Below are 22,033 nucleotides of genomic sequence, written 5' to 3'. Positions count from 1 at the left end.
TTCCTTTCGTTACTGGATCATCTGGTTGATGTCGTCCTGCGCCTTCTGCAGCGTCGCCTTGACGTCGCCGTCCTTCGTCATGACGGACTTGACGATGGCGTCCGTGAATGCGGTGGCCGCTTCGGTGGCGTATTCGCCCGGCCAGATGGCGACCGGCTGGATATGGGACAGCTGCTCGAGGTTGATCCGGTAGAGCGGGTTCTGCTCGACAAAGTCCTTCAGGCCGTTCGGATCGTCGGCGAGCGCAGTGCGCAGCGGGAGGTAGCCGATCTGCGAGGTGATGATCGTATAGCCGCGGTCGCCGGTCACGAAGCGGATGAATTCCCAGATCGCAGCGCTCTTCTCCGGGGTGTCCGAGCGGATCGCGAGCACGCTGCCCGAGTTGACCGGGACGGCCGGCTTGTCGCCGAATTGCGGCAGACCTGCGCCGAATACCTTCCAGCCGCCGGCTTCGGACGCCTTCTTGATGCCGCTGTAGAGCGAGGTCGAAGAGGCGTACATGCCGAGGTTGCCGGCCATGAATTGCTCCGCCAGCTCCGTCTCCGTGCCTGGCGCGGATGCGCCGTTCAGGTACAGATCCTTCCACGTCTCGATCGCCTCGACGCTCTCGGGGCTCGCGAATTCCGCCGACTTGCGGTCCTTCGCGAGTACGCTGCCGCCGTTGCTCAGGATGAGGCCTTCGGTGATCCAGCCGTTGGTCGGCGTGAGACCGAAGCCGTCCTTGCCCGTGGCTGCTTTGATCTTGAGGGAAGCTTCCTTGATCTCGGCCCACGTCTTCGGCGGCTTCGCCGGATCGAGTCCGGCCTGTTCGAACAGCTTGCCGTTGATGAAGACGATCGGCGTGCTGAACGTGAAGGCGAGGCCGTACATCTTGCCGTCGATCTTGCCGAGCTCAAGCGCGTTGGGCGAGATGCCCTGCAGATGCGCGTCGAGCTCCGCCTTCGGGAAGACATCCTCGTAGGCTTTGAAGCCAAGGCTCAGGCGGGAGGCGTCGAGCGTGCCGAACGGATGCTGCACGACGTCGACTTCCTTGCCCGCGGAGATGTCCGCCTTGTACTGCTGCATCGTCGTGTCCGCGACGCCTTCGACGACGACGCCTTTTTCCTTGCCGACCGTGTCGTTGAACTCTTTGATAAGCTGCTCCATGCCGGGCTTCATCGTCGGGTAAGCCAGGCTGTAGGAGTAGAACGTAACCTTGGTCGGATTCGCGGGATCGAGCTTCGCAAGCTCCGTCTGGCTTGGCGCCGCGGTAGCGGCAGCCGCGTCGGCTTCGCCTTCCGCGGCGGAGCCGCAAGCGGACAGGCTGGCTGCGGATGCGATGGCGAGTACCAGGGCGGTGCCTTTCATGAACGGTTTCATAAAATCATGAGTCCCCCTTTTCAATAATGGATGCCGGTTCGTCTAAGCGACTAGGCTTCTAGGCTTCCAGGCAATAGGCTTGTATACGCGCCCGATCTTGGGCGTCGATGCCGAATTCGGCGAGCAAATACTGTTCGAACGTACCGTGCGCGGACAAAATGGCGTTCATCGAAGCGTCGAGATACCGCTCCTGCAAAGCCATCGTGCGGCGCATCGTCTCGAGCGACGCTTCGTCGAGATATTGGGCGGCCATGTCGAACATTTGCGCATGGAATTTCTCGAGCGTCACGTTCGACAGCAGGTAGTCCTCCATGATCGTCTCGTACGGCACGCCCAGCGTGAGCAGGATGAGCAGGGCGCCGACGCCCGTGCGATCCCGTCCGCCCGCGCAGTGATGGACGAGCGGCAGGCTCGTTTCCGGCGTGCGCAGCAGCGACATGAGCTGTTTGTAGGAGGCGTTGTTAATCGGCAGGCTGGCGTACAGCCTGTCCAGCATGTTGTCCGAGAACGCCTTGTGCATGCCGCTCTTGAACAGCTGCTCCATCGTCACATGCGGCGCGTCCTCGGCCGCTTCGTTGGCCGGCACGCGGATATAGCGCGCTTCGCCGATGACCGGGTCCGGCTTCTCTTCGGCTTCGGCGCGGTTGCGGTAGTCGAAAACGTGCCGAAGGCCGATGGCGCGCAGCGCCTCGTGGTCGGCTTCCGTCAGGCCGGTCAGCTCGGCGGCGCGGAACAGCAGTCCCTTTTTGACCGTTCGGCCGTCTTCGGTGCGAAGTCCGCCCATGTCGCGGAAGTTAAAGGCGCCTTCCAGCGGCAGCAGGCAGTCCGGCATTTGAATCGTCGTCATGATGCGTCTCTCCTCGGTTATCGATGTCGGTAGAGCCGGCTGCCGGCGTCCGCCGTTCGGTGCGATCGCGCTTGCGCCGGCAGACTGGCGCCGGAAGTAAATTCAGTGCTGGGCGACGAGCATGGAGATCGGGAAGCGGAAGTACTCTTCGCCGGAAGTCGGCAGCACGGTCGTCTGGATCGAGATGCCTTCCTCGGTCACGTCGACGATGTTGAAGCCGCAGAAGTCGACCATCTTGTAGTTCTCGGCATCCGCCAGTTCGCCGGTGAACGCCGTGCCTGCGGCCGCGACGTTGACGATGCCGCGGTAGGTGCCGACGTTGTTGGAGTGAACGTGTCCGGCCATGACGCCGATGACGTCGGTGCCTTCGATCACGTCGCCGAGCTGCGCGCGGTTCGCCAGCAGGTGGTCGCCGGGCATGCCGCGGACGCTCATCATCGGATGGTGGATGCCGACGATCGTGCCGAGCGGCGCGGGGGTGGCGAGCTCGTCCTTGAGCCAAGCGAGCTGCGCGGCGTCAAGCTCGCCGTCGTGACGGCCAGGCACTTGCGAGTTCAGGCCGATGAGGCGCAGTCCGTCAAAGTCGAGCGAGTAGTAGTAGGCTTCTTCGGACGGCGCTTCGCCGAGGTAGCCTTGGCGGAACGCGGAGCGGTGATCGTGGTTGCCGAGCACGACGTGCACGGGGGCGCCGATCAACGCCGCGCATTCGTCGAGCACGGTGCGGATATAGGCATAGTCGGCTGCGTCGCCTTCGTGCGACAGGTCGCCCGTGATGAGCACGAAGTCGGGTGCGACGTTTGCGTCGCGGAGGTGGCGGAACGTCTGCTTGACCTTCTCGGCAAGCTGGAACTTGGCGAAGGGGCCCTCGGAGCTCGGCGCGTTCATGTGCGTGTCGGTCAGGTGGACGAATTTCATGCTGTTCATTTTCAATTAGCCTCCTTGGTTTTTTGAAAAGTTTATCTTGTATACAAGAATTATCGATCTTGTATGTAAGGCGGGTATAAACGAGCGTTCGGAGTTGTGTAAAAAGTGACGGACACGCAAAAAAGCCCCGAAACGAGAGGTTTCGGGACGGGTTCGGCGATGCGGCGGTGCCGAAAAACGGCGAAGCTATACGTTTTTATACCTTGTAGCCGTTTCGGAGCAGCTCTTCGCGCGAGTTGCGTTTGGACGCCTGGATGGCGGCTTTGGCCTCTACGTAGTTGCCTTCCGTTAAGTGACGGTAAATTTCGGCGTACAGCTTTTTGCCTGTGTATGGACGATTCGAGCCCTCGGTCGACCGGTAGGCAACGACGACATACAGAACCTTGTCCTTGTAGCGGTCGAACGTCTCCATGATGCTCCGGTTGCCGATCGTGGAGAGGAGCGTGCTCATGAACATGAGTCCGGACTCGTAATATTCGCGGTGCATCTTGCGCTCGCTGGCTTCAATCAGCTGGTCCAGGTAATAACGCAGGCGCTCGAAGTCGGGCTCGTACTGATCCTGCTCCATGCGTTCCAGCACGAACAGATAAAGCGCGTTGAGCAGATCGAACATATCGTACAGTTCTTTGACGTCGATTCCTTTGACGAGGATCCCGCGCTTGACCAGCGTTTCCAGGAATCCTTCCTTTTCCAGCTGCATGACGGCGGCTCTGACGGGGGTCCTGCTCATGCCGAGCCCGCTCGCGAGCTCGCTCTCCGAGAGCAGTTGGCCGGGCAGGTACTTACCGCTGAGCAGCCGCTGCCGGAGTTCCTGGTAGGCGACTTCCGCGAGAGGCAGGTCGGACATTGAGCGCAATCTCCTTTGAATCGTTACCGATCATGATATCCATTTAGTATATCTTGTCGATCCACGGCGGGCAATGCAGCTCTTTGTTAACGCGATTGCGTTCAGAATAGGCCGAATCGTTTCTTGCACACGTTTTTGCGGTCTGCGCGCAGCAGTTCGTTGACGCCGGCTGCTTCCAGCTTTTCGAATAACGCCTCCGGACCTTGTTTCAGCTTGAAGTCCATCTCTTCCTTGTAAATCGGCAGCAGGCTGAAAAAATGAACGTCCTGGCCGGGAGCCGCAGTCAACGTAAAGAAGTCCTTGGTGGCCGGAGCCGTCGACGGAATCGACAAGATCGCGCCGGCAAGCTTGGTGTTGTCGGCATAAGGCTCGGCGGGGTCGCCGTTCGGGATCGTGTGCGCCAGATAGAGCCAGGTGTTATATTCATGCGGAATGCGGGCGATGGTCTTCAACATGCGGACAGGCCAGTAATGGTCTTCGTCCCTGAAGGCCGTTTCGGACAAAGGCCAATCGGCGGGCAGGCACAGCATGAGTTCGGCATGGCGCCAGGCTTCGGCTCCCTCGGGCACGTTCATCGGGCGCATGCCCATGCCGCAGGTGACGAGCGTGTAGAAATTACGCTTCGGCGTCGGATCGACGACAAGGATGTCGAGATGAACATGCGTGGAGACGATCTCGTGGAAAACGTTGCGCACCTCGCCGATATGCGTTTCTACATGCCGGGTGACGCGTTCAAGGTAGGCGCCGTCTTCTTCGGCGTATGTAGGCGGGCTTTCCGGGGCTTCGTGCCGATAGATGATGCTGCCCCCGGCGGATCTCTCTTCTTTGCGCATAGGAACCTCCGATATATAATGGATAAATCATCTAAATATATCGGATTTTTGTATCGCTTGCATAATAGACAAAAAGAGGGTGGCATGAACGATGCTCGACCGATCCGTTCCCTACTTTAACGTCATTATGAAAAGGCCGCCGGGCGGACCGATTCCGGAATGCCCGCTGCCTGCGGGGTATGCGATCGCCAAGTTTATTCCCGGGAAAGAGGAGAGCTGGGCCGAGATCGAAGCGTCCGTAGGCGAGTTCGACTGCGCGGGAGAGGCGGTTCGATACTTTCGGCAAACCTATTTGCCACTGCCCGACGAGCTTGGGGAGCGATTATTGTTCGTGGAAAACGAGCGGGGCGAGGCAGTCGGTACCATCACGTGCTGGTGGGACTTCACGGCGGGAAGGCGGGATCCGTCCATACACTGGTTCGCGGTCAAGGTCGGATATCAGGGGAAAGGTCTGGGGAAGGCGCTGGTAGCAGTTTGCCTGCAGGAGATGATTCGGTTGGAGGGTGACCGGGATATATACCTGCATACGCAAACCTGGAGCTATAAAGCCGTGCGACTCTACAGCCGGTTCGGATTCGAGATCGTACGCGACGAGACCTTCGGATCCTACCGGAACGACTATGATCTGGCGATGCCGATCCTGGATGCGCTGCTGAAACGGGAGAGGGAGTAACAAGTGGGCTGCGTTGCCGCCTGATGTGCTTTCGTACGACAGCACTTGGCGGTTGCTGAGCGCCGCATCGCCTGGTGTGCTTTCGTACGAAAGCACTTGGCGGTTGCTGAGCGCCGCATCGCCTGATGTGCTTTCGTACGACAGCACTTTGCCTATGACGGGCGCCGCATCGCCTGAAGTGCTTTCGTACGACAGCACTTGGCGGTTGCTGAGCGCCGCATCGCCTGGTGTGCTTTCGTACGAAAGCACTTGGCTGGTGACGGCGCCGCATCGCCTGAAGTGCTTTCGTACGACAGCACTTTGCCTATGACGGGCGCCGCATCGCCTGAAGTGCTTTCGTACGACAGCACTTGGCGGTTGCTGAGCGCGGCATCGCCTGGTGTGCTTTCGTACGACAGCACTTGGCGGTTGCTGAGCGCCGCATCGCCTGGTGTGCTTTCGTACGAAAGCACTTGGCGGTTGCTGAGCGCGGCATCGCATGATGTGCTTTCGTAGGACAGCACTTGGCGGTTGCTGAGCGCCGCATCGCCTGATGTGCTTTCGTACGACAGCACTTTGCCGGTGACGGGCGCCGCATCGCATAAATTGCTTTCGTACGAAAGCGCGTAATCGCCTTGGCACCTTTCTGGCAATTGTGTCAGATAAGGCAGCCCGGGCTTACCCTTTCCGTCAAAGCCTCGATCCCCCGCTGGCATCGATCAATTGGCCTGTCACCCAGCGACTGTCCGAAGAAGCGAGGAACGCGGCGATGTCGGCGACGTCCGCGGGCTGGCCCCATCGGCCAAAGACGGAGAGCCCGGCGGCAAATGCCCTGCCTCCCGGATCTTGCAGCGTACCGGCGTTCATGTCGGTGTCGATGATGCCGGGCTGGATGGCGTTGACCCGGATGCCGCGGCTTCCCAGCTCCTGCGCCAAATTCAGCGTGAGCGTGTTGATCGCGCCCTTGGACACGCTGTAGCCGAGCAGATTCGGCAGCGGGATCCGCGTCACGGCCGATGACAGATTAATGATGCTGCCGCCGTCGTTCATGCGCTTCAGCGCTTCCCGAATGACGAGGATCGGCGCCTTGACGTTGATCGCCAGCACTTCGTCAAGCGATGCCGCCGTCGTCTCTTCGATGCCGATCTGCTGGCCGATGCCTGCGTTATTGACCAGAATATCGATCCGAGTGCCGGATGCCGGCCCGTCCAATCGGCCGTCCAGCGCCTCGAACAAGGCTTCGATGCCTCCGGCACAGACGAGATCGGCCCCGATTGCGAAGGCCGAGCCGCCGTCGGACCGGATCTCGCGCACGACCTCCTCCGCGAGATCCCGGTTGCTCCCGTAATGCACCGCGACGGTCGCTCCATCCGCGGCAAGGCGCAGCGCGATGCCCCGGCCGATTCCTCTGCTCGCCCCCGTTACCAATGCAACCTTTCCGTTCAGTCTCGCCATCTCCGAGCAACTCCCTTCACTTTTTTACAAGACCATTTATAGCACGAGGCCGCCTTTGCGATGTTGCGCTTCTATTCGGATGACCGTACGTAGCCTTCGATTGAATGGCCGATGCCGGTTAAGGCTGATAGAATAGGTTAACAGGACAACCACCGCGGAGGAGGAGACAAGAATGAGCGAACGAACGCTAGTGGAGATCGTAACGTGGTCCGCGGACCATCTCGAGCTGCTGCATCAAATGAACGCGCCGGAGATGACCGAGAATCTGGGCGGACCGGAGACCGAGGCGCAGGTCGCGGAGCGTCACGAGCGTTATATGCGAATCGCTGGGAAAGGAACGGGCCGCATGTTCGCCGTCGTCCTGCTTCCCGGGCGCGAGCCGGTCGGAACCGTCGGCTACTGGGATCGGACATGGGCCGGCGCCCAGATCTATGAGATGGGCTGGGGCATCCTGCCTGCCTATCAGGGGAGAGGTCTCGCGACGGCCGCAGTCGCTAAGACCGTCGAGCATGTCCGCAAGGAGGGCGCCCGCCGCACGATTCATGCGTTTCCGGGTGCCGGCAACCCTGCCTCGAACGCCGTCTGCCGCAAGCTCGGCTTCACGCTGCTAGGCGAATGCGAATTCGAATATCCGCCGGGCAGCTGGATGCGGTGCAACGACTGGCGGCTGGAGCTTTGAAGGATTCCGGCGAAAAGAGTCAGTCCCAAATATCCGGCCGGCTGATCTGGAGCATGCGCATGTACTGCAGCAGCTGACCGGTATGGACGGCGTCGTGATAGGATTTGCGTTCAAGCGCGTCTCCGAGGCAGCGTTCGATCGGACGATGGGGCCAGCGGATCAAGACCGTCTCGAATGTGCGGACGTCCAGCGATTCCACGTAGGACAGAAAGCGCGCGTGGTGAACTTCGCTTCGCTCGACCTCGTCCTGCATGCTTGTGTAAGGCCGATCCTGCATCGGTGCCATTTCCTCCTCGGTCGGCAGCCTCTGTTCGGTCAAGATCATATACCAGTAATAGTCGTGCTCCAGCACGTGCCTGACCATCTGTCCGACGGACAAGGCTGCGGCATCGGGCTGCCAGTGAATAAACCGATCCGGGATGCAGGATGCGGCTTTGATAAATCTTCTGCGGGTTTCTTTCAGATCAAGCAAGATGAGTGATTTGGCGTCCATGTATATTCCTCCGATAATGGGATCGGCGATAGCCGGCGTTCGGCTTATATTGTAGAACAACGACATTTCGGTTAGGATCGAAGTATGAATGCATATCAGAATATCGTATCCGTGGCTTCGCTGATCGGCGATCCGAGCCGCGCCAAAATGCTGGACGCTTTGATGGGAGGGCAGGCGCTGCCTGCCGGAGAACTGGCCTATATCGCGGGCGTATCGCCTCAGACGGCCAGCGCGCATCTGTCAAAACTGGTCAATGGGAAGCTGCTAATGGTCGAATCACAAGGTCGGCATCGCTATTATCGCCTAGCGAACGCTGAGGTGGCTCAGTTTGTGGAGATGCTGGAGGCACTGTCCCCTGCCCGCCCCGTCAGATCGCTTAGGCAGTCCGAGGAGCTAATCAAAGTACGCCACGCCCGCACCTGCTACGATCATCTGGCAGGCCGTTTGGGCGTCGCGTTGACGAATGCGTGGCTGGAGCGGTCCTATCTGTCGATCCTCTCCGACCGGGAATTCGACGTGACGGACGAAGGCGCCGAGCACTTCTTGAGCTGGGGGGTCGACCTCCGGACATCCTCCCCGGGGAGGCGCGTGTTCGCCAAGCGCTGCCTGGATTGGAGCGAGAGATATCATCATGTCGGGGGTTATCTGGGTGCCCGGGTCGCATCGGCGGCGCTTGCGAACGGCTGGGTCGAACGCGTGGAGGGGACAAGGGCCTTGCGCGTCACCGAGCGAGGTCGAGACAGCCTTCGGGATATGTACGGCATGGATTGGCAGCCTTAATGCCGGCGGTGCCATGAAGGTGCAGCCCGCTAAGCTGGTTTTCTTTCCCGTGCCAACGCCTGATCCGAATCGGAGGAAGCTCAGGAGGAAGCTCATTTGAAGATGAAAATCGTCTGCCTTCACGCGCACGAATCGAATATCGCTTACATCAACGGGCTTCGCGTACCCGTTGGTTTGTCGTGGGCCCACTACGTCGATCCGGGGTTGATCGCGCGCATTGGCGCGGATGAATCGTTTACGGAGGAGCATGCGCGAGCGCATGTCGTTCGTCAACTGGAATGGATGGCGAAGGCCGGCGCCGACGCGATTTTGATCACATGCACGAACTATATCGCCTTGCTCGACGAATCCAAGCTGGCAGTCAAGCTGCCGATTCTCAAGATCGACGAGCCGTTCTTCGAGGAGATCTGCGGGCGCGAAGGACCGCAAGCGCTGTTGTTCACGAACCCCGCGACTGTGGAAGGGACGATGAGCCGGCTGTACGAATATGCGGAGCGCGGGAATCGCGGTCGGCCGCAGATCGAGACCGTCGTACTGCCCGAGGCGTTCGACCTCATCATGCGGGGGGAAAAGGGAGCGTATCAGGACGTCGTCCAGGCGGAACTGGACCGGCTTCTGGACGCCGAGCCGGCAAGGTCGGTCTCCGTCGCGCAGCTGTCGATGGTCGATGCAGCGGAGAAGGCGGAAGCCGCGCGCGGCGTGACGATCGGCCATCCGCTTCGTCCGCTTGCTAGCGCCGTAGAGGCGCTGGCAAGCGTGCTCGGCGGTCGCTAAGCGCGGCCCCGGGCACCAGCGTCTGACAACGCCGACGTTTCTAATGTAGCTCTAGTCAGCGTCACTTGAGCCGATCTGCCCGCCATTATCCCATAGAAGCGCTAGATAGAGCCTTTTTGCTCGGATCCGCCCGACAACCTCCAAAGAAGCTCCAGATAGAGCCTCTTGCGTCAATTCTCCGGACAACGCCTCAAACAGACTTTAACTAGAGCCTCTTGCGCATCGTTATATTGCTATGACTCGGTGCAGAATGAAACGGACTAGCGTAATATTGAACGCTAGTCCGTTTCTGTTTGTTCATTTTTCGCCTTTTTGAGCTGCTTTCGCTCAACATGGGCCAATCCCCATTGATGTAAGGTTTCCAACACCGGAGACAGGCTCATGCCGTATTCCGTGATGGAGTATTCCACTTTCGGCGGGATTTGCGGATAAATGACTCGCTTAACGAGCTCTTCCTCCTCCAAATCGCGCAGATGGAGCGTAAGCATCCTTTGCGTGATATCGGGCAGTAATCTTCTTAGCTCATTGAACCGCAAAGGTTTACCTTGAAGCAAATGATAAAGGATAATCGGCTTCCATTTGCCGACGATCGAATCCAGCGCCGCAACGAATTGACATTGGAAAGGGTTCTTTTGCATTCGTCGGCCTCCTTTACAGTACCTTTTTTAATACTATACCACAATATTGTGCCTACTTACCATTAGTAAGTATATGTTATACGATCAACCTTGAAAGTGTAATTAAATTAATTACAGAAGGGAAGTCTTGATTATCCATGGCAACTGTACTGTACATCACCGCGCATCCCCTTGATCCACAGGAATCTTTTAGCCTCGCGGTAGGCAAAGAATTTATGGAAGCGTACCGTAAGGCAAATCCAAATGATGAAGTTGTTCATTTGGATCTGTACAAAGAGAATATTCCACAATTTGATGCTGATGTTTTACGTGGTTGGGGAAAGCTTCAGTCGGGTTCAACTTTCGGTCAATTGTCCGATGCTGAAAAATCAAAAGTAGCCCGTCTTGAGGCGATTGTTGATCAATTCGTGGCTGCCGATAAGTACGTGTACGTTTCCCCCATGTGGAATTTCTCGATCCCGCCGCTTATGAAAGCATACACGGACGCGACTTCAATTCCGGGTAAAACTTTCAAATATACCCAAAACGGTCCTGTAGGTCTGCTGCACGGCAAGAAAGCCTTACACATTCAAGCTAGCGGCGGCGTTTATTCGGAAGGTCCTCTTGCTGATATTGAAATGGGATACAGCTATCTGAAAAAGATTTTGCAGTTCTATGGGATTCAATCTATGGAGGCTATTTTAGCTGAGGGAACAGCATCAAAAGAGCGAGCTCCAGCTATTAAAGAAAAAGCAATTGCACATGCGAAGGAAGTTGCCAAAGGTTTCTAACTAAGGGGCGTCGTTCTCGAGACATATCATGGCAATATTTCGTAAATTGGAGTTCGTTGTATCGCATGAAATAACCTGGGGACTTCTGCTCCCGGGTTATTTTCTACGTCGTTCTGGCCGAGGACCGATCCTGCTGTTTGCTGTAGCCGGCGATACGCTTAACCCCCTCCCCGATCTTAAAAAAAGATAAGCGCGCTTAATTCCCGGTATCCCAGCTTCCCGGCATCCTGCGGTACACTTCAGTCATCAACCGCGACGGGGGGAATGGACAGTGCACGCGAGCACGAGCGCGGTCAAGCCGCGGACCAAGCCGCGACCGCTCGCCCGGACGGGCAGCCGGTACGCGCATTACCGCAAATACATGGTGCTGTACCTCATATCGCTGCCGGGCATTTTCTTCTTTCTCGTTTTCAAGTACGTGCCGCTCTTCGGCTCGATCATGGCGTTCAAGGATTACAACGTATTCGCGGGCATGTGGAAAAGCGAATGGGTCGGATTCGCCCACTTCAAGCGCATGTTCGAGTACCCCGACTTCGGCCGCATCTTGATGAACACGATCGCGATCGGCGGCTACACGCTGCTGTTTGCGTTCCCGATCCCCATCGTCCTGGCGCTGCTCATGAACGAGCTCCGCGGCCGGCTGTTCAAGCGGTTCGTGCAGACCGCGGTCTACCTGCCCCACTTCCTGTCGTGGGTCGTCGTGGCGGGCATCGTCATCGGTATCCTGTCGCCGACCAACGGCCTCATGAACCAGCTGCTCAATCATTTCGGCATCGACTCGATCTACTTCATGGGCGAGGAATCGTACGTGCGGTCGATTATCGTCGGCTCCGGCGTCTGGCGCGACGCGGGATGGAGCACGATCATCTATCTGGCGGCGATGGCGGGCATCAATCCCGACCTCTACGAGGCCGCGCAGCTCGACGGTGCGAACCGCTGGCGGCAAACCCGGTCGATCACGATCCCGGCCCTGCTGCCGACGATCACAGTGCTGTTCCTGCTGCAGATCGGGCAGTTTCTCGACCTCGGCTTCGAGCGCGTGTACGTCTTCCTCAATCCGCTCAATGGCGGACGCGGCGACATCCTCGACACGTACATCTACGACGTCGGCCTCATCCAGGGCCAATACAGCTACACGACGGCGATCGGCCTGTTCAAGTCGCTCATCGGGCTTGCGCTCATCATGGGCGCCAACGCGCTCAGCAAAAAAACGACCGGCGAAGGCCTGTACTAACGAATGGGGGCCACCGATATGAACGCAGCTTCAACTTCGACGCCAACCTCAATCTCATCCACGATCCGACGAAAAAAGGGTACATCCTACGTCATTCCAACCATCCTGGCCGTCATTTGCCTGATCATGCTGCTGCCGATCTTCAACATCCTCGCGCAGTCGTTCAGCAGCGCCGCCGCCATCGGCGATCAGCGCGTATACCTGTGGCCGGTCGAGTTCACGACGAGCAATTACGAGGCGATCCTCGGGCAGACGAGCATCTGGCGGTCCTTCGGGGTGAGCGCGATCATCACCGTCGCCGGCACGCTCATCGCGCTCGCCATGACGGCTTCGCTCGCCTACCCGCTGTCGCGGGCGGAGTACCGGGAGCGCAAGGGGGTGCTGACGCTGGTGCTCGTCACGATGATTTTTCACGCGCCGCTCATCCCCAACTATCTGCTCATCAAGCAGCTTCACATGCTCGATACGCTGTGGGCGCTCATGCTGCCAGGCGCGATCAGCGCGTTTAACCTGTTCGTCATGCGGTCGTTCTTCCTGGCGATCCCCGGCGAGCTCATCGAGTCCGCCCGCATCGACGGCGCCGGCGAGCTGCAGACGCTGTGGAAGATCATCCTGCCGCTGGCCAAGCCGGCGATGGCGACGATGGGCATTATCTACTCGGTCGCGCTCTGGAACAACTACGCCAACGCGCTGTATTTTCTCAGCGAACGCTCGTTGTTCCCGCTTCAGGTCAAGCTTAGGGAGTTCATCATCACCGACTCGTCCGACCTGGCCACGACTGCGGCGGACATCGCCAATCTGTCGCCCGAGGGGCTCAAGATGGCCGTCATCGTCATCGCGACCGTGCCGATCATGATGGTGTATCCGTTTCTGCAGAAGTACTTCATCAAGGGGATGATGCTGGGCTCGATCAAGTCGTGACCGTCCGCATCCCGTATAATAAAAGTCAACACGGCTTAAAAAACACAATGTCTGCGGCGAACGGGCCGCGATAAGATCATAATCGCAAACACAAATAGCGAAGGGGATGAACGTATGGCGGGAGGCGCTCGGAAAGGCTGGAGAAATACGGGGATACTCGCGGCGCTGGCGGCGGTGACGCTGGCGGGCTGTTCGGACAAAGAGAAGACGGAAGCGGCCGCGCCGGCAAGCGGGGCTTCCGGGACCGCGAAGGCGACCGCGACGGCAACGGCGCCGCAGAAGGCGGTCAAGATCTCGATCGGCATGAGCGACGCGCTCAACAAGTACGCGCTGGCCAGCGACGACATCAACAAGGACAAATGGGTGAAAAAGCTGGGCGAGCTGACCAACACCGACCTCGACATCAAGCTGATCCCCCACGCCGACATCAAGCCGAAGATCGCGCTCATGTTCGCGGGCGGCAACGTGCCGGACGTGCTGCACACGATCCAGGGCATGTACCCGGTCAGCACGGATATGCTGGGCGCGGTCAAGGGCGGCGTGTTCCTCCCGCTTGACGATCTGCTGAAGCAATACGCGCCGGATTTGTTGAAAGCGATTCCGGAGGAGGCCTGGAACGAGGTCCGTTACGACGGCAAGATCTACGCGATCCCGGAATACCTGTCGATTCAATCGCGTCGCGCGACTTTCATCCGCAAGGATCTGCTTGATGCGACGGGGCTTCCGGTGCCGAAGACGGTCGACGAATACCTCGACGTGATGCGCGCGATGAAGAAAAACGGCGTCGAGCATCCCTTCGCCTTCCGCGAAAAGTTCGCTTACTCCGACTTCATTTTCGGCGCCTACGACGTCATGCCCTACAGCACGATGTTCGAGAAGATCGGCGACGAGGTCGTGCCGAAGTTCTTCAAGGTCGAGGCGATGGAAAAGGCGCTGCAGGCGTACAAGACGATGTATGACGAGGGCTTGATCGCCAAGGACTTCGCAAGCGTCGACGGCAACCGCTGGACCAACGAGATCAACGCCGGCAAGTCGGGCATCTGGAATCACAACGCCAACCTGATGACGACGTGGGTCAACACGACCAAAGCGGCTAACCCGAACGCGGTCGTCACGATGATTCCTTCTCCCGTCGGCGACGACGGCAAGGGCGGCATGATGAAGTACAGCTTCACGGGCAACCTGACTTACATCAACAGCGACGTCGGCGAGGAAAAAGCCGCGGCCATCCTCAAGCTGCTCAACTTCATGATGACCGACGAGGGCGACCGGTTCTTCAACTTCGGCATCGAGGGCGACACGTACACGCTGAAGGACGGCAACGTCGATTACAAGCAGCCGGTGACGGCGGAGGAGACGTACGAGGAGCAATTCCGCTCCAGCATCCTGCGGATGGTCGAGGACACGGCGCTCAACCGCACACTGCTCGCCACGACGGAACCGGGCCGGCAGGTCGTCGAGCTGTTCGACTCGGTCGTCACCAAGGAAGGGCGCGAGGGCATCTCCTTCCTGCCGGAGCTTGCAGCGAGCGGCAAGTACAGCGACGCAGGGCTGAAGTTCTCCGACATGCCGCCGATCATCCTGAACCATATGCTCAAGATGATCTACGGCAAGGAGCCGATCTCCGACTGGCCGAAGGTGCTCGAAGAATGGCGGTCGAAGGGCGGCAACGAGATCATCAAGGAAGCGACGGAGCGGTACAACAGCAAGGACGGCGTCAAGCTGGGCGAATGATCGTGCCGGCGGGCGTTTAGGCTGACAAGAGTCGGAAAAACATTTATTCTTTAGGGAATAAATGTTTTTTCGTTCATCCGGGAGGGACGCTTGATGAAGCATATTCTCATCGTGGACGACGAACCGCTGACGGTGAAGGCGCTGGTCACCGTGCTTCGGCAGTACCCGCAGCCGGTCGGCTCGATCCGCACCGCGGCGGACGGCGCGCAGGCGCTGCGGATGATCGAAGAATCGCCGCCCGACCTGCTGCTAACCGATATCCGGATGCGGAAGATGGACGGCCTGGAGCTGTGCAGGCAGGTGCACGAGCGTTATCCGCGCATCCGCAAGGTGATCATCTCGGGCTACGGCGATTTCGAATACGCGCAGGCGTGCATTTCTTATGGCGTTAAAGAATATATTTTGAAACCGTTTACACCAGCCAAGATCCATAGTTTGCTCGCCGTGCTGCTGCCAAAGAGCGATTCGACGTTCTCGATCGCCCGCTTCGAGGAGCATATCGAGCGCATCGTCGAGGCCGTCTGGGCGCTCGACACGCCGCAGGCGGAGGCGCAGCTCGAGGCGTGCCGCTCCTACTGTAGGGCCGCGTCCGCCACCGAAGCGGAGTGGGCGAATCTGATGGACGACAGCCTGTCCATGATCCGCAAGCGTCTCGCGCAGCGTGGCTTCGAGCCGCCTGCAGCGGCCGAGCCGATGCCGGACGCGGCAGGCACCGACGAGCGTTATATCGGGTTATATGTCCAGGTGCTCCGGTGGATCGACGAGCTGGCGCTTCGCCGCGGTGGCCAGGATCTGATGCAGAAGGCCAAGACGTATATCGACGAGCACATCACCCGAGAAGTGTCGCTGGAGGACGTCGCCGATTTTCTCGGCATCACGCCCCCTTATCTAAGCCTGCTGTTCAAAAAGGTGCACAAGACGAGCTTCGTCCAGTACCGGATCGCCAAACGCATCCAGCTCGCCAAACGGCTGCTCGAGGTGCCGCATCACCGGACCAACGATATCGCCTTCGAGGTCGGCTACGAGAATTACCCGCATTTTTCGCGGACGTTTAAAAAGGTGACCGGCCTGTCGCCGCAGGAATACCGCAGCAAGCTGGGCATCAAATGAGGAAGCCGTCGCTCGCCCGCAGCATCTTCGTCAGCATGGCCTGCCTCGTGATCGCGTCCGTGGCGTCCGTCGCTTTTTTCTCCTATCGCAATTCGTCCGTCGAGCTTCGCAAGCAGAACGAGCAGCACCTGATCGAGATCGTGTCCAACGTCGTACACCACACCGATCTCTATTTGAATTCGTACGAACGCGCGCATCTGTCGCTCGTGACCAACGGGGACATCCGCTCGTTCCTGGACGCGCCGCCGGCGGACGACTACGAGCGCTACGAGGTGACGCACCGGATCAAGGAGCAGGTCATCGAGCCGCTGTTCCTCAAGTCGCCGGAGATCATGACGGTCTTCCTGATCGACTACAACGGGAACTACGCCTATTATCCGAACCCCGAGCTTCGGCTTATTACCGATCCGCTGCCCCGGGTGACGCTCGAGGAGCTGGAGGCGGAGACCGACGACAACGGCCGGCTGACGATTATCAACAACAGCGTGTTCAGCGACAGCGACAACCAGCTCATCACGCTGGCGCGCAAAGTGTACGGCGGCGTCTACGACCGGTTCAAGGGAATCCTCGCGATCGAGATCCGGGCGGACGAGTTTTCCACGCTGTGGAAGGGCATCAATCTCGGCCAGCGGGGCTTCTTTGCCATCGTCGATTCCCAGGGGCGTTTCGTCTACAACCCGGACAAGTCGCAGATCGGCCAGCCGCTGGACGAGGGGCTGCGCGCCAAGATGGAGCAGAACCAGCTGCATTCCTTCGTCGACTCGTCGCTGGGCGAGAAGCGCATGTTCGTCAGCCTGAAATCCGCCTACACCGGCTGGAATCTCATGGTGTCGATCCCGACCGCCGAGATCCGGCGGCCGATCGCGAGCATTCGCTACTCGTCCATCCTGGTCGGCGCGATCACGCTGCTGCTTGCCCTGGCCGTCGCTTTTCGGTTCGGGCGCACGCTCACCAAGCCGATCCAGATCATCAAGAACGGCATGCGCCAGACGGAGCGGGGCAACTGGGTCAAGATCCCGAAGGTGCAGGCGAACAACGAGCTGGACGAGCTGATCGATCGTTACAACCTGATGGTGACGAGCCTGTCGGAGCTGATGGAGAAGCTGTATCGCACCGAGCTGAGCAAGAAGGATGCCGAGCTGGAACGGCAGCGGGCGGAGCTCCAGTCGCTGCAGCTGCAGATCAACCCGCACTTTTTATACAACACGCTGGAAAATATCATGAGCTACGCCGTCATCCAGCAGTCGTCCGAGATTACCGAGATCGTCGACGCGATGGCGCTCATGTTCCGTTATTCGATCCAGACGTACGTCGAAGAGACGGCCATCGTCAACGAGCTCAAGCACGTGCTCAACTACATGACGATCATGAAGCACCGCATCGGGCGCGAGTTCGAGCTGGACGTGCGCATCCCGCCGGCGTTTTTCCTGAAAAAGATCGCGCGGCTGACGCTTCAGCCGTTGATCGAGAACGTGTTCCAGCACGCCTTCGCCGACGGGTTCGAGGAGTATCATTACATCAGGCTCGACGCCTGGCTCGAGGACGACAGCCTCGTCGTCCTGCTCGAGGACAACGGGGTCGGCATTGCGCCGGCGCGTCTGGCGCTGCTGCAAGCGCAGCTGGAGGCGAACCAACTGGCTGAGGCGGTCAAGCAGAGCGGCAGCGGGCGGCAGCAGCGCGGCATCGGCATGATGAACGTGCACCGGCGCATCCAGCTCGTGTTCGGCGTGTCCTACGGGCTGCGGATCGAGAGCGTGCTGGGGGAAGGGACAAAGGTGTATATCCGGCTGCCGGACGCGGGAACTTCGAGCGCTGCGGGGCAATCGGGGCCAACGGAGGGGGCGGGAGAGCGGGAGGCGATGTGAGTATGTGGGCAGCGGTGGCGAGGCGAGGGGGCGGAGCTAACCTATCGGAAGCAGCGTGCGATGCCCCGGACATTTCGCAGCGGCCAAGCCGGTTGTGCCGCATATTGCAGCGTCGTGCCGCGCCATGCTGTATCGCGCCTCGCCTCGCCATACCGCATCGCGCCTCGCCATACCGCATCGTGCCTCGCCATACCGCATCGCGCCTCGCCATACCGCATCGTGCCTCGCCATACCGCATCGCGCCTCGCCATACCGCATCGTGCCTCGCCATACCGCATCGCGCCTCGCCATACCGTGCCATGTCACGCCGCGCCATTCCGTGTTATGCCGCATCGCGCCGTGCCATAATTCCTGCAGAAATGCAGGCTTTTTCTCAGGATGAAACCTCTTATTTGAAAAGGATGCCAATCAGCAGGCTTTTTCCAGATTTCCAGGCCATAGTACCGATCGACAGCGCAAAGGATGCATATTTGCAGGCATTCTCTCGAAAACGCTACATTTGCATCTCAAAGCCTGCACGATTGCAGTTTTTAAGCAAGATGCCCTTAACCCAAACCACCAATCAGCCTCCTATGCTTGCCTCGAAACAATCTAAGCCATCTATGCAATTAAGCAATCAAAGTAATTTTAGTAATCGTAGCAATAATGCCCCCGAACATCTTCTGTAAAAAACGTCAACCGCGCTTAAAAACGATCATCTACTTGCCGGTCGCCCCGGCCTATAATCGGAACCATCACGAGGGAAAGCTGGTGATTCGATGATGGGTTGGCGGCGGTGGAGGAGCGGCGGGACGAGAGTGGCGCTCGCGCTCTTGTTGGCGACGGGGGCGGCGGCATCGGCGGGACCGGGCGGCGCGCGGGCGGCAGGCACGCAGCTGGAGAGCTTCGAGAGCTACGGCAGCGCGGCGGGCGGATACACTTCGCCGGTCGGCGGCGGGACAAGCGCGGCGCAGCCGTGGAAAAACGCGGTGGGGTCCGGCGCGTGGACGGTAGGCGAGCAGTCGGCGTCCGCGCATTTTCTGCAGCAGACAGACACGGGGACGAGCAGCGTTTACGTGCTGACGAATCCGTTCTGGACGGCGCAGGAGCCCGGCTTGGCAGACGAGAGCGCGACGCTGTCCGGCAAGCTGAAGGTGACGGGCGCGAACAGCACGTACGCCGGCCTGGTCGCCCGCTTCGCGACGAGCGGCGGCGTGGCGGACTATTACCAGTTCACGATGAAAAAGAACTCGTCCAGCTACCAGTTCTATCTGGAGCGGGTGACGGCAAACGCCAGAGCCGCCGTGCCCCAGACGGCCGGGACAGCCAATGCGAGCGGCGTATCCGTACCGAATACGACGTTGTCCGCGCACTTCGACGGCAACGGCTATCTCAAGCTTCGGCTCGAGATCGCGGAAAACCCGGACGGCAGCCTGACGCTCGAAGGGTACTATGACGACCAGCTCGTGCTGTCGGGCACCGACACGGCGCCGATCGGCGCCGGCGACGTCGGCTTGCTCAGCCGGGCGGGTGCGACCGCCTTCGATGACATCGAGGCTTCCGTCGACGGCGGACCCGTCGTGCCGGGCACGACGGTCGAGGTCGCCAACGCGACTGAGCTCGGCGCGGCGCTGCAGGCCGCGACGCCGGGCACGACCGTGCTGCTCAAGGACGGGAATTATGCCGGCCTGACGATCACCGGCGTGCACGGCACGGCCGAAGCGCCGATTACGATCCGCGCCAAAAACAAAGGCTTGGCCGTTTTCAATACATCCGGCCTTCGCTTCACGGACTGCTCGTACGTCACGCTCGAGGATTCGACGCTGTCGATGGCGAGCGCCGGCAATTGGGTGCGCCTCACCGGCTCCCATCATATGCGCGTCACGGACAACCGCTTCTATTCTCCATCGTCGGTCACGCCCGCGACTTCGTCCGTCTGGGTACTGCTCGACGGCTCGGGCAGCCATGACAACCGCATCGACCATAACCTCATGGAAAACAAGCGCGATACGGGTAAATTCATCGTCTTCGACGGCGTGGCCTCAGGGACCGGCCCTTACGAGATCTCCCAGCATGACGTCGTGGAGTACAACATTTTCCGCCATACGCTGTCCCGCCAGCCCAACAACTCCGAGGGCATTCGTCTCGGCGTCTCCAATCTGGTCGCCCTGAACGCCTACGCGACCATTCAATACAACGTGTTCGACCAGGTCGACAGCGATCCGGAATTCGTGTCGGTCAAGAGCGGCGCCAACACGATCCGCTACAACTACTTCATCGAATGCCTCGGCTCGCTCACGCTGCGGGCGGGCATCGGCTCGAGCGTCTACGGCAATCTGTTCCTCGGGAACGGACGAACCGCGCCCAATCCCGATCCGACCGGCTTGCCGCTCGGTACCGGAGGCGTGCGCGTTTACGGGGAAAACCACAAAATCTACAACAACTACTTCGAAGGCCTGACCGGCTCGGTCTGGGATGCCGCCATCACGGTAACGACGGGCGACGCGGACGACCTGCTCGCGCATCCCGAAGCGCCGGCCCAGCACTATATCGCTAAAAATCTGACGGTCGTCAACAACACGCTGGTGAACAACGTTGCCAACATCGAGCTCGGATTCGAACGGTACGGCATCGCGCCGGAAAATCTGACGTTCGCGAACAACCTGGTCGTCGGCTCTCAGGGCTCGCTGATCAAAGTGATGACGCCGCCGGTCGGCTTGACCTGGAGCGGCAATCAGATGTATCCGCAGCAGGGCGCGACGCTTGCGACCGGACTCTCCGCGCCGCTGACGGAGTCGCAGGTCAAGATCGCTTTCCCGATGATGGTAGGCGCCTCGGTCGCGCTGAGCCAGAGCGATTACGCCTGGCTGTGGACGTCTTCCGAATACGCGTCGCTGCGGACGATCGGCTACAAAAAGCTCGCGGCGAACAGCCCTGCGATCAACGCGGCGATCGGCGATTACGGCAGCGCAGGCGCCTATGCTTACGCAGCCTCCGATATGGAAGGTCAGGCGAAGGTCGGCATCCGCGACGTCGGCGCCGACGAGTACACGGCCGGCACGCCGGCAGACGCAACGCCGCCGTCATGGAGCGCGTCGTCGCCGCTGACGCTGGCGAGCGTCGCCCCGCGGGAAGCGCGCATCCAGTGGCCGTCGGCCGCGGACGACTCGGGCGTCGCGGCGTACCGCATCTACCGGAACGGCACGCAGATCGACACCGTTTTCGCCGACGTCGGCACGTACCGGGACCGCGGACTGCAGCCGGGTACGTCCTACGCCTACCAAGTGCGGGCGGTCGACCAGGCCGGGCGCACGGCCTCGACCAACACGCTGACGGTCGCGACGCCCGCGCTCGTCTCCGTGCAGCTGTCCGGCATCCGCGATCGCATCGCGCTGGGCGGCGCAACCAAGCAGCTGACGGCGACGGCCCGCTACGCGGACAACTCGACCGAGGACGTGACCGCATCCGCGACGTTCGCAAGCGGCAGTCCGTCCAAGATCGTCGTGTCGGCGACGGGAATCGCGGAGGCGAAGGCGCTGGGCGCGGCCTCGCTGACCGCGACCTACGGCGGCCTCGCTTCTTCGGCGGTGCAGACGACCGTCGTTGCTTCGGCGGATACCACGCAGACCGCGTCCGCCGACACGTACGTCGACAATGTCACGTCGACGAATGCCGCCACGAACTTCAGCACGGCGACGGAGATGAAGATCAAGACCGAGGGCGCGGACAGGCGAGCCGGCTACGTCAAGGCGACTGCGTCCCCGCCGGCAGGCATCGTGGACACGGTTCGGCTGCGGCTCTACGTCGCCTCGGCGCAAGCCGGCGCGGACCTGCGGCTGTACGGCATCGAGGACGACAGCTGGGTACCGGCGCTGATCACGGCCGACAACCAGCCGGCGGCCGCCTCGACGGACACGGATCTCGGCGCCGCATCTCCGCTGACCGGTGGGGCGTATGTCACCTTCGACGTCACCCGGTTTTACGAACGGCAGACCGACGGCACGCTTAGCTTCCGGATCGTGACGGGCGTTCCAGCCGTCTCGATATCGCTTCGGACAATCGAGGCGGGCACCGCCGCGCAGGCACCGACGCTCATCTACACGGTCATAGACGAATAAGGCGCATCTTGCTTGGGATGA

At 60.1% G+C, this 22,033-nt stretch carries 20 protein-coding genes; 11 read left to right on the top strand and 9 right to left on the bottom strand.

Annotation, left to right across the window (positions count from 1 at the left end; genetic code table 11):
* Positions 1 to 9: 9 nt before the first annotated feature.
* The 5 genes from KB449_RS28885 to KB449_RS28865 all read right to left on the bottom strand — a co-directional run bounded on the left by KB449_RS28885 (position 10) and on the right by KB449_RS28865 (position 4,810).
* Positions 10 to 1,359: an ABC transporter substrate-binding protein gene (locus tag KB449_RS28885; RefSeq protein WP_282911659.1), complete on the bottom strand. Its 1,350-nt coding sequence runs from the start codon at positions 1,357 to 1,359 to the stop codon at positions 10 to 12.
* A gap of 58 nt (positions 1,360 to 1,417) precedes the next feature.
* A complete protein-coding gene (locus KB449_RS28880; protein WP_282911658.1) occupies positions 1,418 to 2,206 on the bottom strand; it encodes a tyrosine-protein phosphatase in 789 nt (262 codons plus the stop codon).
* A gap of 102 nt (positions 2,207 to 2,308) precedes the next feature.
* The gene (locus tag KB449_RS28875; RefSeq protein WP_282911657.1) at positions 2,309 to 3,130 is read right to left on the bottom strand and encodes a metallophosphoesterase family protein; all 822 of its coding nucleotides are present in this window, start codon (positions 3,128 to 3,130) and stop codon (positions 2,309 to 2,311) included.
* Between the two features lie 196 nt (positions 3,131 to 3,326).
* Positions 3,327 to 3,977 carry a GntR family transcriptional regulator gene (locus tag KB449_RS28870; RefSeq protein ID WP_282911656.1) on the bottom strand — a complete coding sequence of 217 codons (651 nt, stop codon included), beginning with the start codon at positions 3,975 to 3,977 and terminating at the stop codon, positions 3,327 to 3,329.
* Positions 3,978 to 4,078: 101 nt separating this feature from the next.
* Entirely contained in the window at positions 4,079 to 4,810 is a 732-nt protein-coding gene (locus tag KB449_RS28865) for a suppressor of fused domain protein (protein WP_282911655.1), read from the bottom strand.
* A gap of 91 nt (positions 4,811 to 4,901) precedes the next feature.
* Between KB449_RS28865 and KB449_RS28860 the strand changes: the two genes are divergently transcribed.
* A complete protein-coding gene (locus tag KB449_RS28860; protein ID WP_282911654.1) occupies positions 4,902 to 5,483 on the top strand; it encodes a GNAT family N-acetyltransferase in 582 nt (193 codons plus the stop codon).
* Between the two features lie 152 nt (positions 5,484 to 5,635).
* Here the strand turns inward: KB449_RS28860 and KB449_RS28855 are convergent, their stop codons facing one another.
* Entirely contained in the window at positions 5,636 to 6,178 is a 543-nt protein-coding gene (locus KB449_RS28855) for a hypothetical protein (RefSeq protein ID WP_282911653.1), read from the bottom strand.
* Positions 6,153 to 6,917 carry an SDR family oxidoreductase gene (locus tag KB449_RS28850; protein WP_282911652.1) on the bottom strand — a complete coding sequence of 255 codons (765 nt, stop codon included), beginning with the start codon at positions 6,915 to 6,917 and terminating at the stop codon, positions 6,153 to 6,155. The genes KB449_RS28855 and KB449_RS28850 overlap by 26 nt, the downstream gene beginning before the upstream one ends.
* Before the next feature lie 172 nt (positions 6,918 to 7,089).
* Here KB449_RS28850 and KB449_RS28845 point away from each other — a divergent pair, with 172 nt between their 5' ends.
* On the top strand, positions 7,090 to 7,596 hold the full coding sequence (locus KB449_RS28845; protein ID WP_282911651.1) for a GNAT family N-acetyltransferase: 507 nt from the start codon (positions 7,090 to 7,092) through the stop codon (positions 7,594 to 7,596).
* Between the two features lie 19 nt (positions 7,597 to 7,615).
* Here KB449_RS28845 and KB449_RS28840 read toward each other — a convergent pair whose 3' ends face one another.
* Entirely contained in the window at positions 7,616 to 8,089 is a 474-nt protein-coding gene (locus KB449_RS28840; RefSeq protein WP_282911650.1) for a DinB family protein, read from the bottom strand.
* An 84-nt stretch (positions 8,090 to 8,173) separates the two neighbouring features.
* On the opposite strand from KB449_RS28840, the gene KB449_RS28835 reads away from it, so the two are divergent.
* Positions 8,174 to 8,869 (top strand): ArsR/SmtB family transcription factor, encoded by a 696-nt coding sequence (locus tag KB449_RS28835; RefSeq protein ID WP_282911649.1) that lies wholly within the window; start codon positions 8,174 to 8,176, stop codon positions 8,867 to 8,869.
* A gap of 96 nt (positions 8,870 to 8,965) precedes the next feature.
* Positions 8,966 to 9,643 carry a hypothetical protein gene (locus KB449_RS28830; protein WP_282911648.1) on the top strand — a complete coding sequence of 226 codons (678 nt, stop codon included), beginning with the start codon at positions 8,966 to 8,968 and terminating at the stop codon, positions 9,641 to 9,643.
* Positions 9,644 to 9,921: 278 nt separating this feature from the next.
* Here the strand turns inward: KB449_RS28830 and KB449_RS28825 are convergent, their stop codons facing one another.
* Positions 9,922 to 10,281 (bottom strand): winged helix-turn-helix transcriptional regulator, encoded by a 360-nt coding sequence (locus KB449_RS28825; protein WP_090116380.1) that lies wholly within the window; start codon positions 10,279 to 10,281, stop codon positions 9,922 to 9,924.
* 137 nt (positions 10,282 to 10,418) lie between these two features.
* On the opposite strand from KB449_RS28825, the gene KB449_RS28820 reads away from it, so the two are divergent.
* From KB449_RS28820 to KB449_RS28790, 7 genes are all read left to right on the top strand, one after another.
* Positions 10,419 to 11,051: an FMN-dependent NADH-azoreductase gene (locus KB449_RS28820; protein WP_282911647.1), complete on the top strand. Its 633-nt coding sequence runs from the start codon at positions 10,419 to 10,421 to the stop codon at positions 11,049 to 11,051.
* Positions 11,052 to 11,322: 271 nt separating this feature from the next.
* Positions 11,323 to 12,285: an ABC transporter permease gene (locus KB449_RS28815; RefSeq protein ID WP_282911646.1), complete on the top strand. Its 963-nt coding sequence runs from the start codon at positions 11,323 to 11,325 to the stop codon at positions 12,283 to 12,285.
* A gap of 18 nt (positions 12,286 to 12,303) precedes the next feature.
* Positions 12,304 to 13,206, top strand: coding sequence for a carbohydrate ABC transporter permease (locus KB449_RS28810; protein WP_282911645.1), 903 nt, complete (start codon positions 12,304 to 12,306; stop codon positions 13,204 to 13,206).
* Positions 13,207 to 13,320: 114 nt separating this feature from the next.
* Positions 13,321 to 14,940, top strand: coding sequence for a type 2 periplasmic-binding domain-containing protein (locus KB449_RS28805; RefSeq protein WP_282911644.1), 1,620 nt, complete (start codon positions 13,321 to 13,323; stop codon positions 14,938 to 14,940).
* A gap of 93 nt (positions 14,941 to 15,033) precedes the next feature.
* Entirely contained in the window at positions 15,034 to 16,050 is a 1,017-nt protein-coding gene (locus tag KB449_RS28800; protein WP_282911643.1) for a response regulator transcription factor, read from the top strand.
* A complete protein-coding gene (locus KB449_RS28795) occupies positions 16,047 to 17,915 on the top strand; it encodes a sensor histidine kinase (protein ID WP_282911642.1) in 1,869 nt (622 codons plus the stop codon). The genes KB449_RS28800 and KB449_RS28795 overlap by 4 nt, the downstream gene beginning before the upstream one ends.
* A gap of 758 nt (positions 17,916 to 18,673) precedes the next feature.
* Positions 18,674 to 22,012, top strand: coding sequence for a chondroitinase-B domain-containing protein (locus tag KB449_RS28790; RefSeq protein WP_282911641.1), 3,339 nt, complete (start codon positions 18,674 to 18,676; stop codon positions 22,010 to 22,012).
* Positions 22,013 to 22,033 lie beyond the last annotated feature (21 nt).

This window comes from Cohnella hashimotonis, from assembly GCF_030014955.1.
Lineage (GTDB): Bacteria > Bacillota > Bacilli > Paenibacillales > Paenibacillaceae > Cohnella > Cohnella hashimotonis.
Note: the sequence above shows the minus strand (reverse complement) of the source record. Positions and strands in the feature narration are given on the sequence as shown.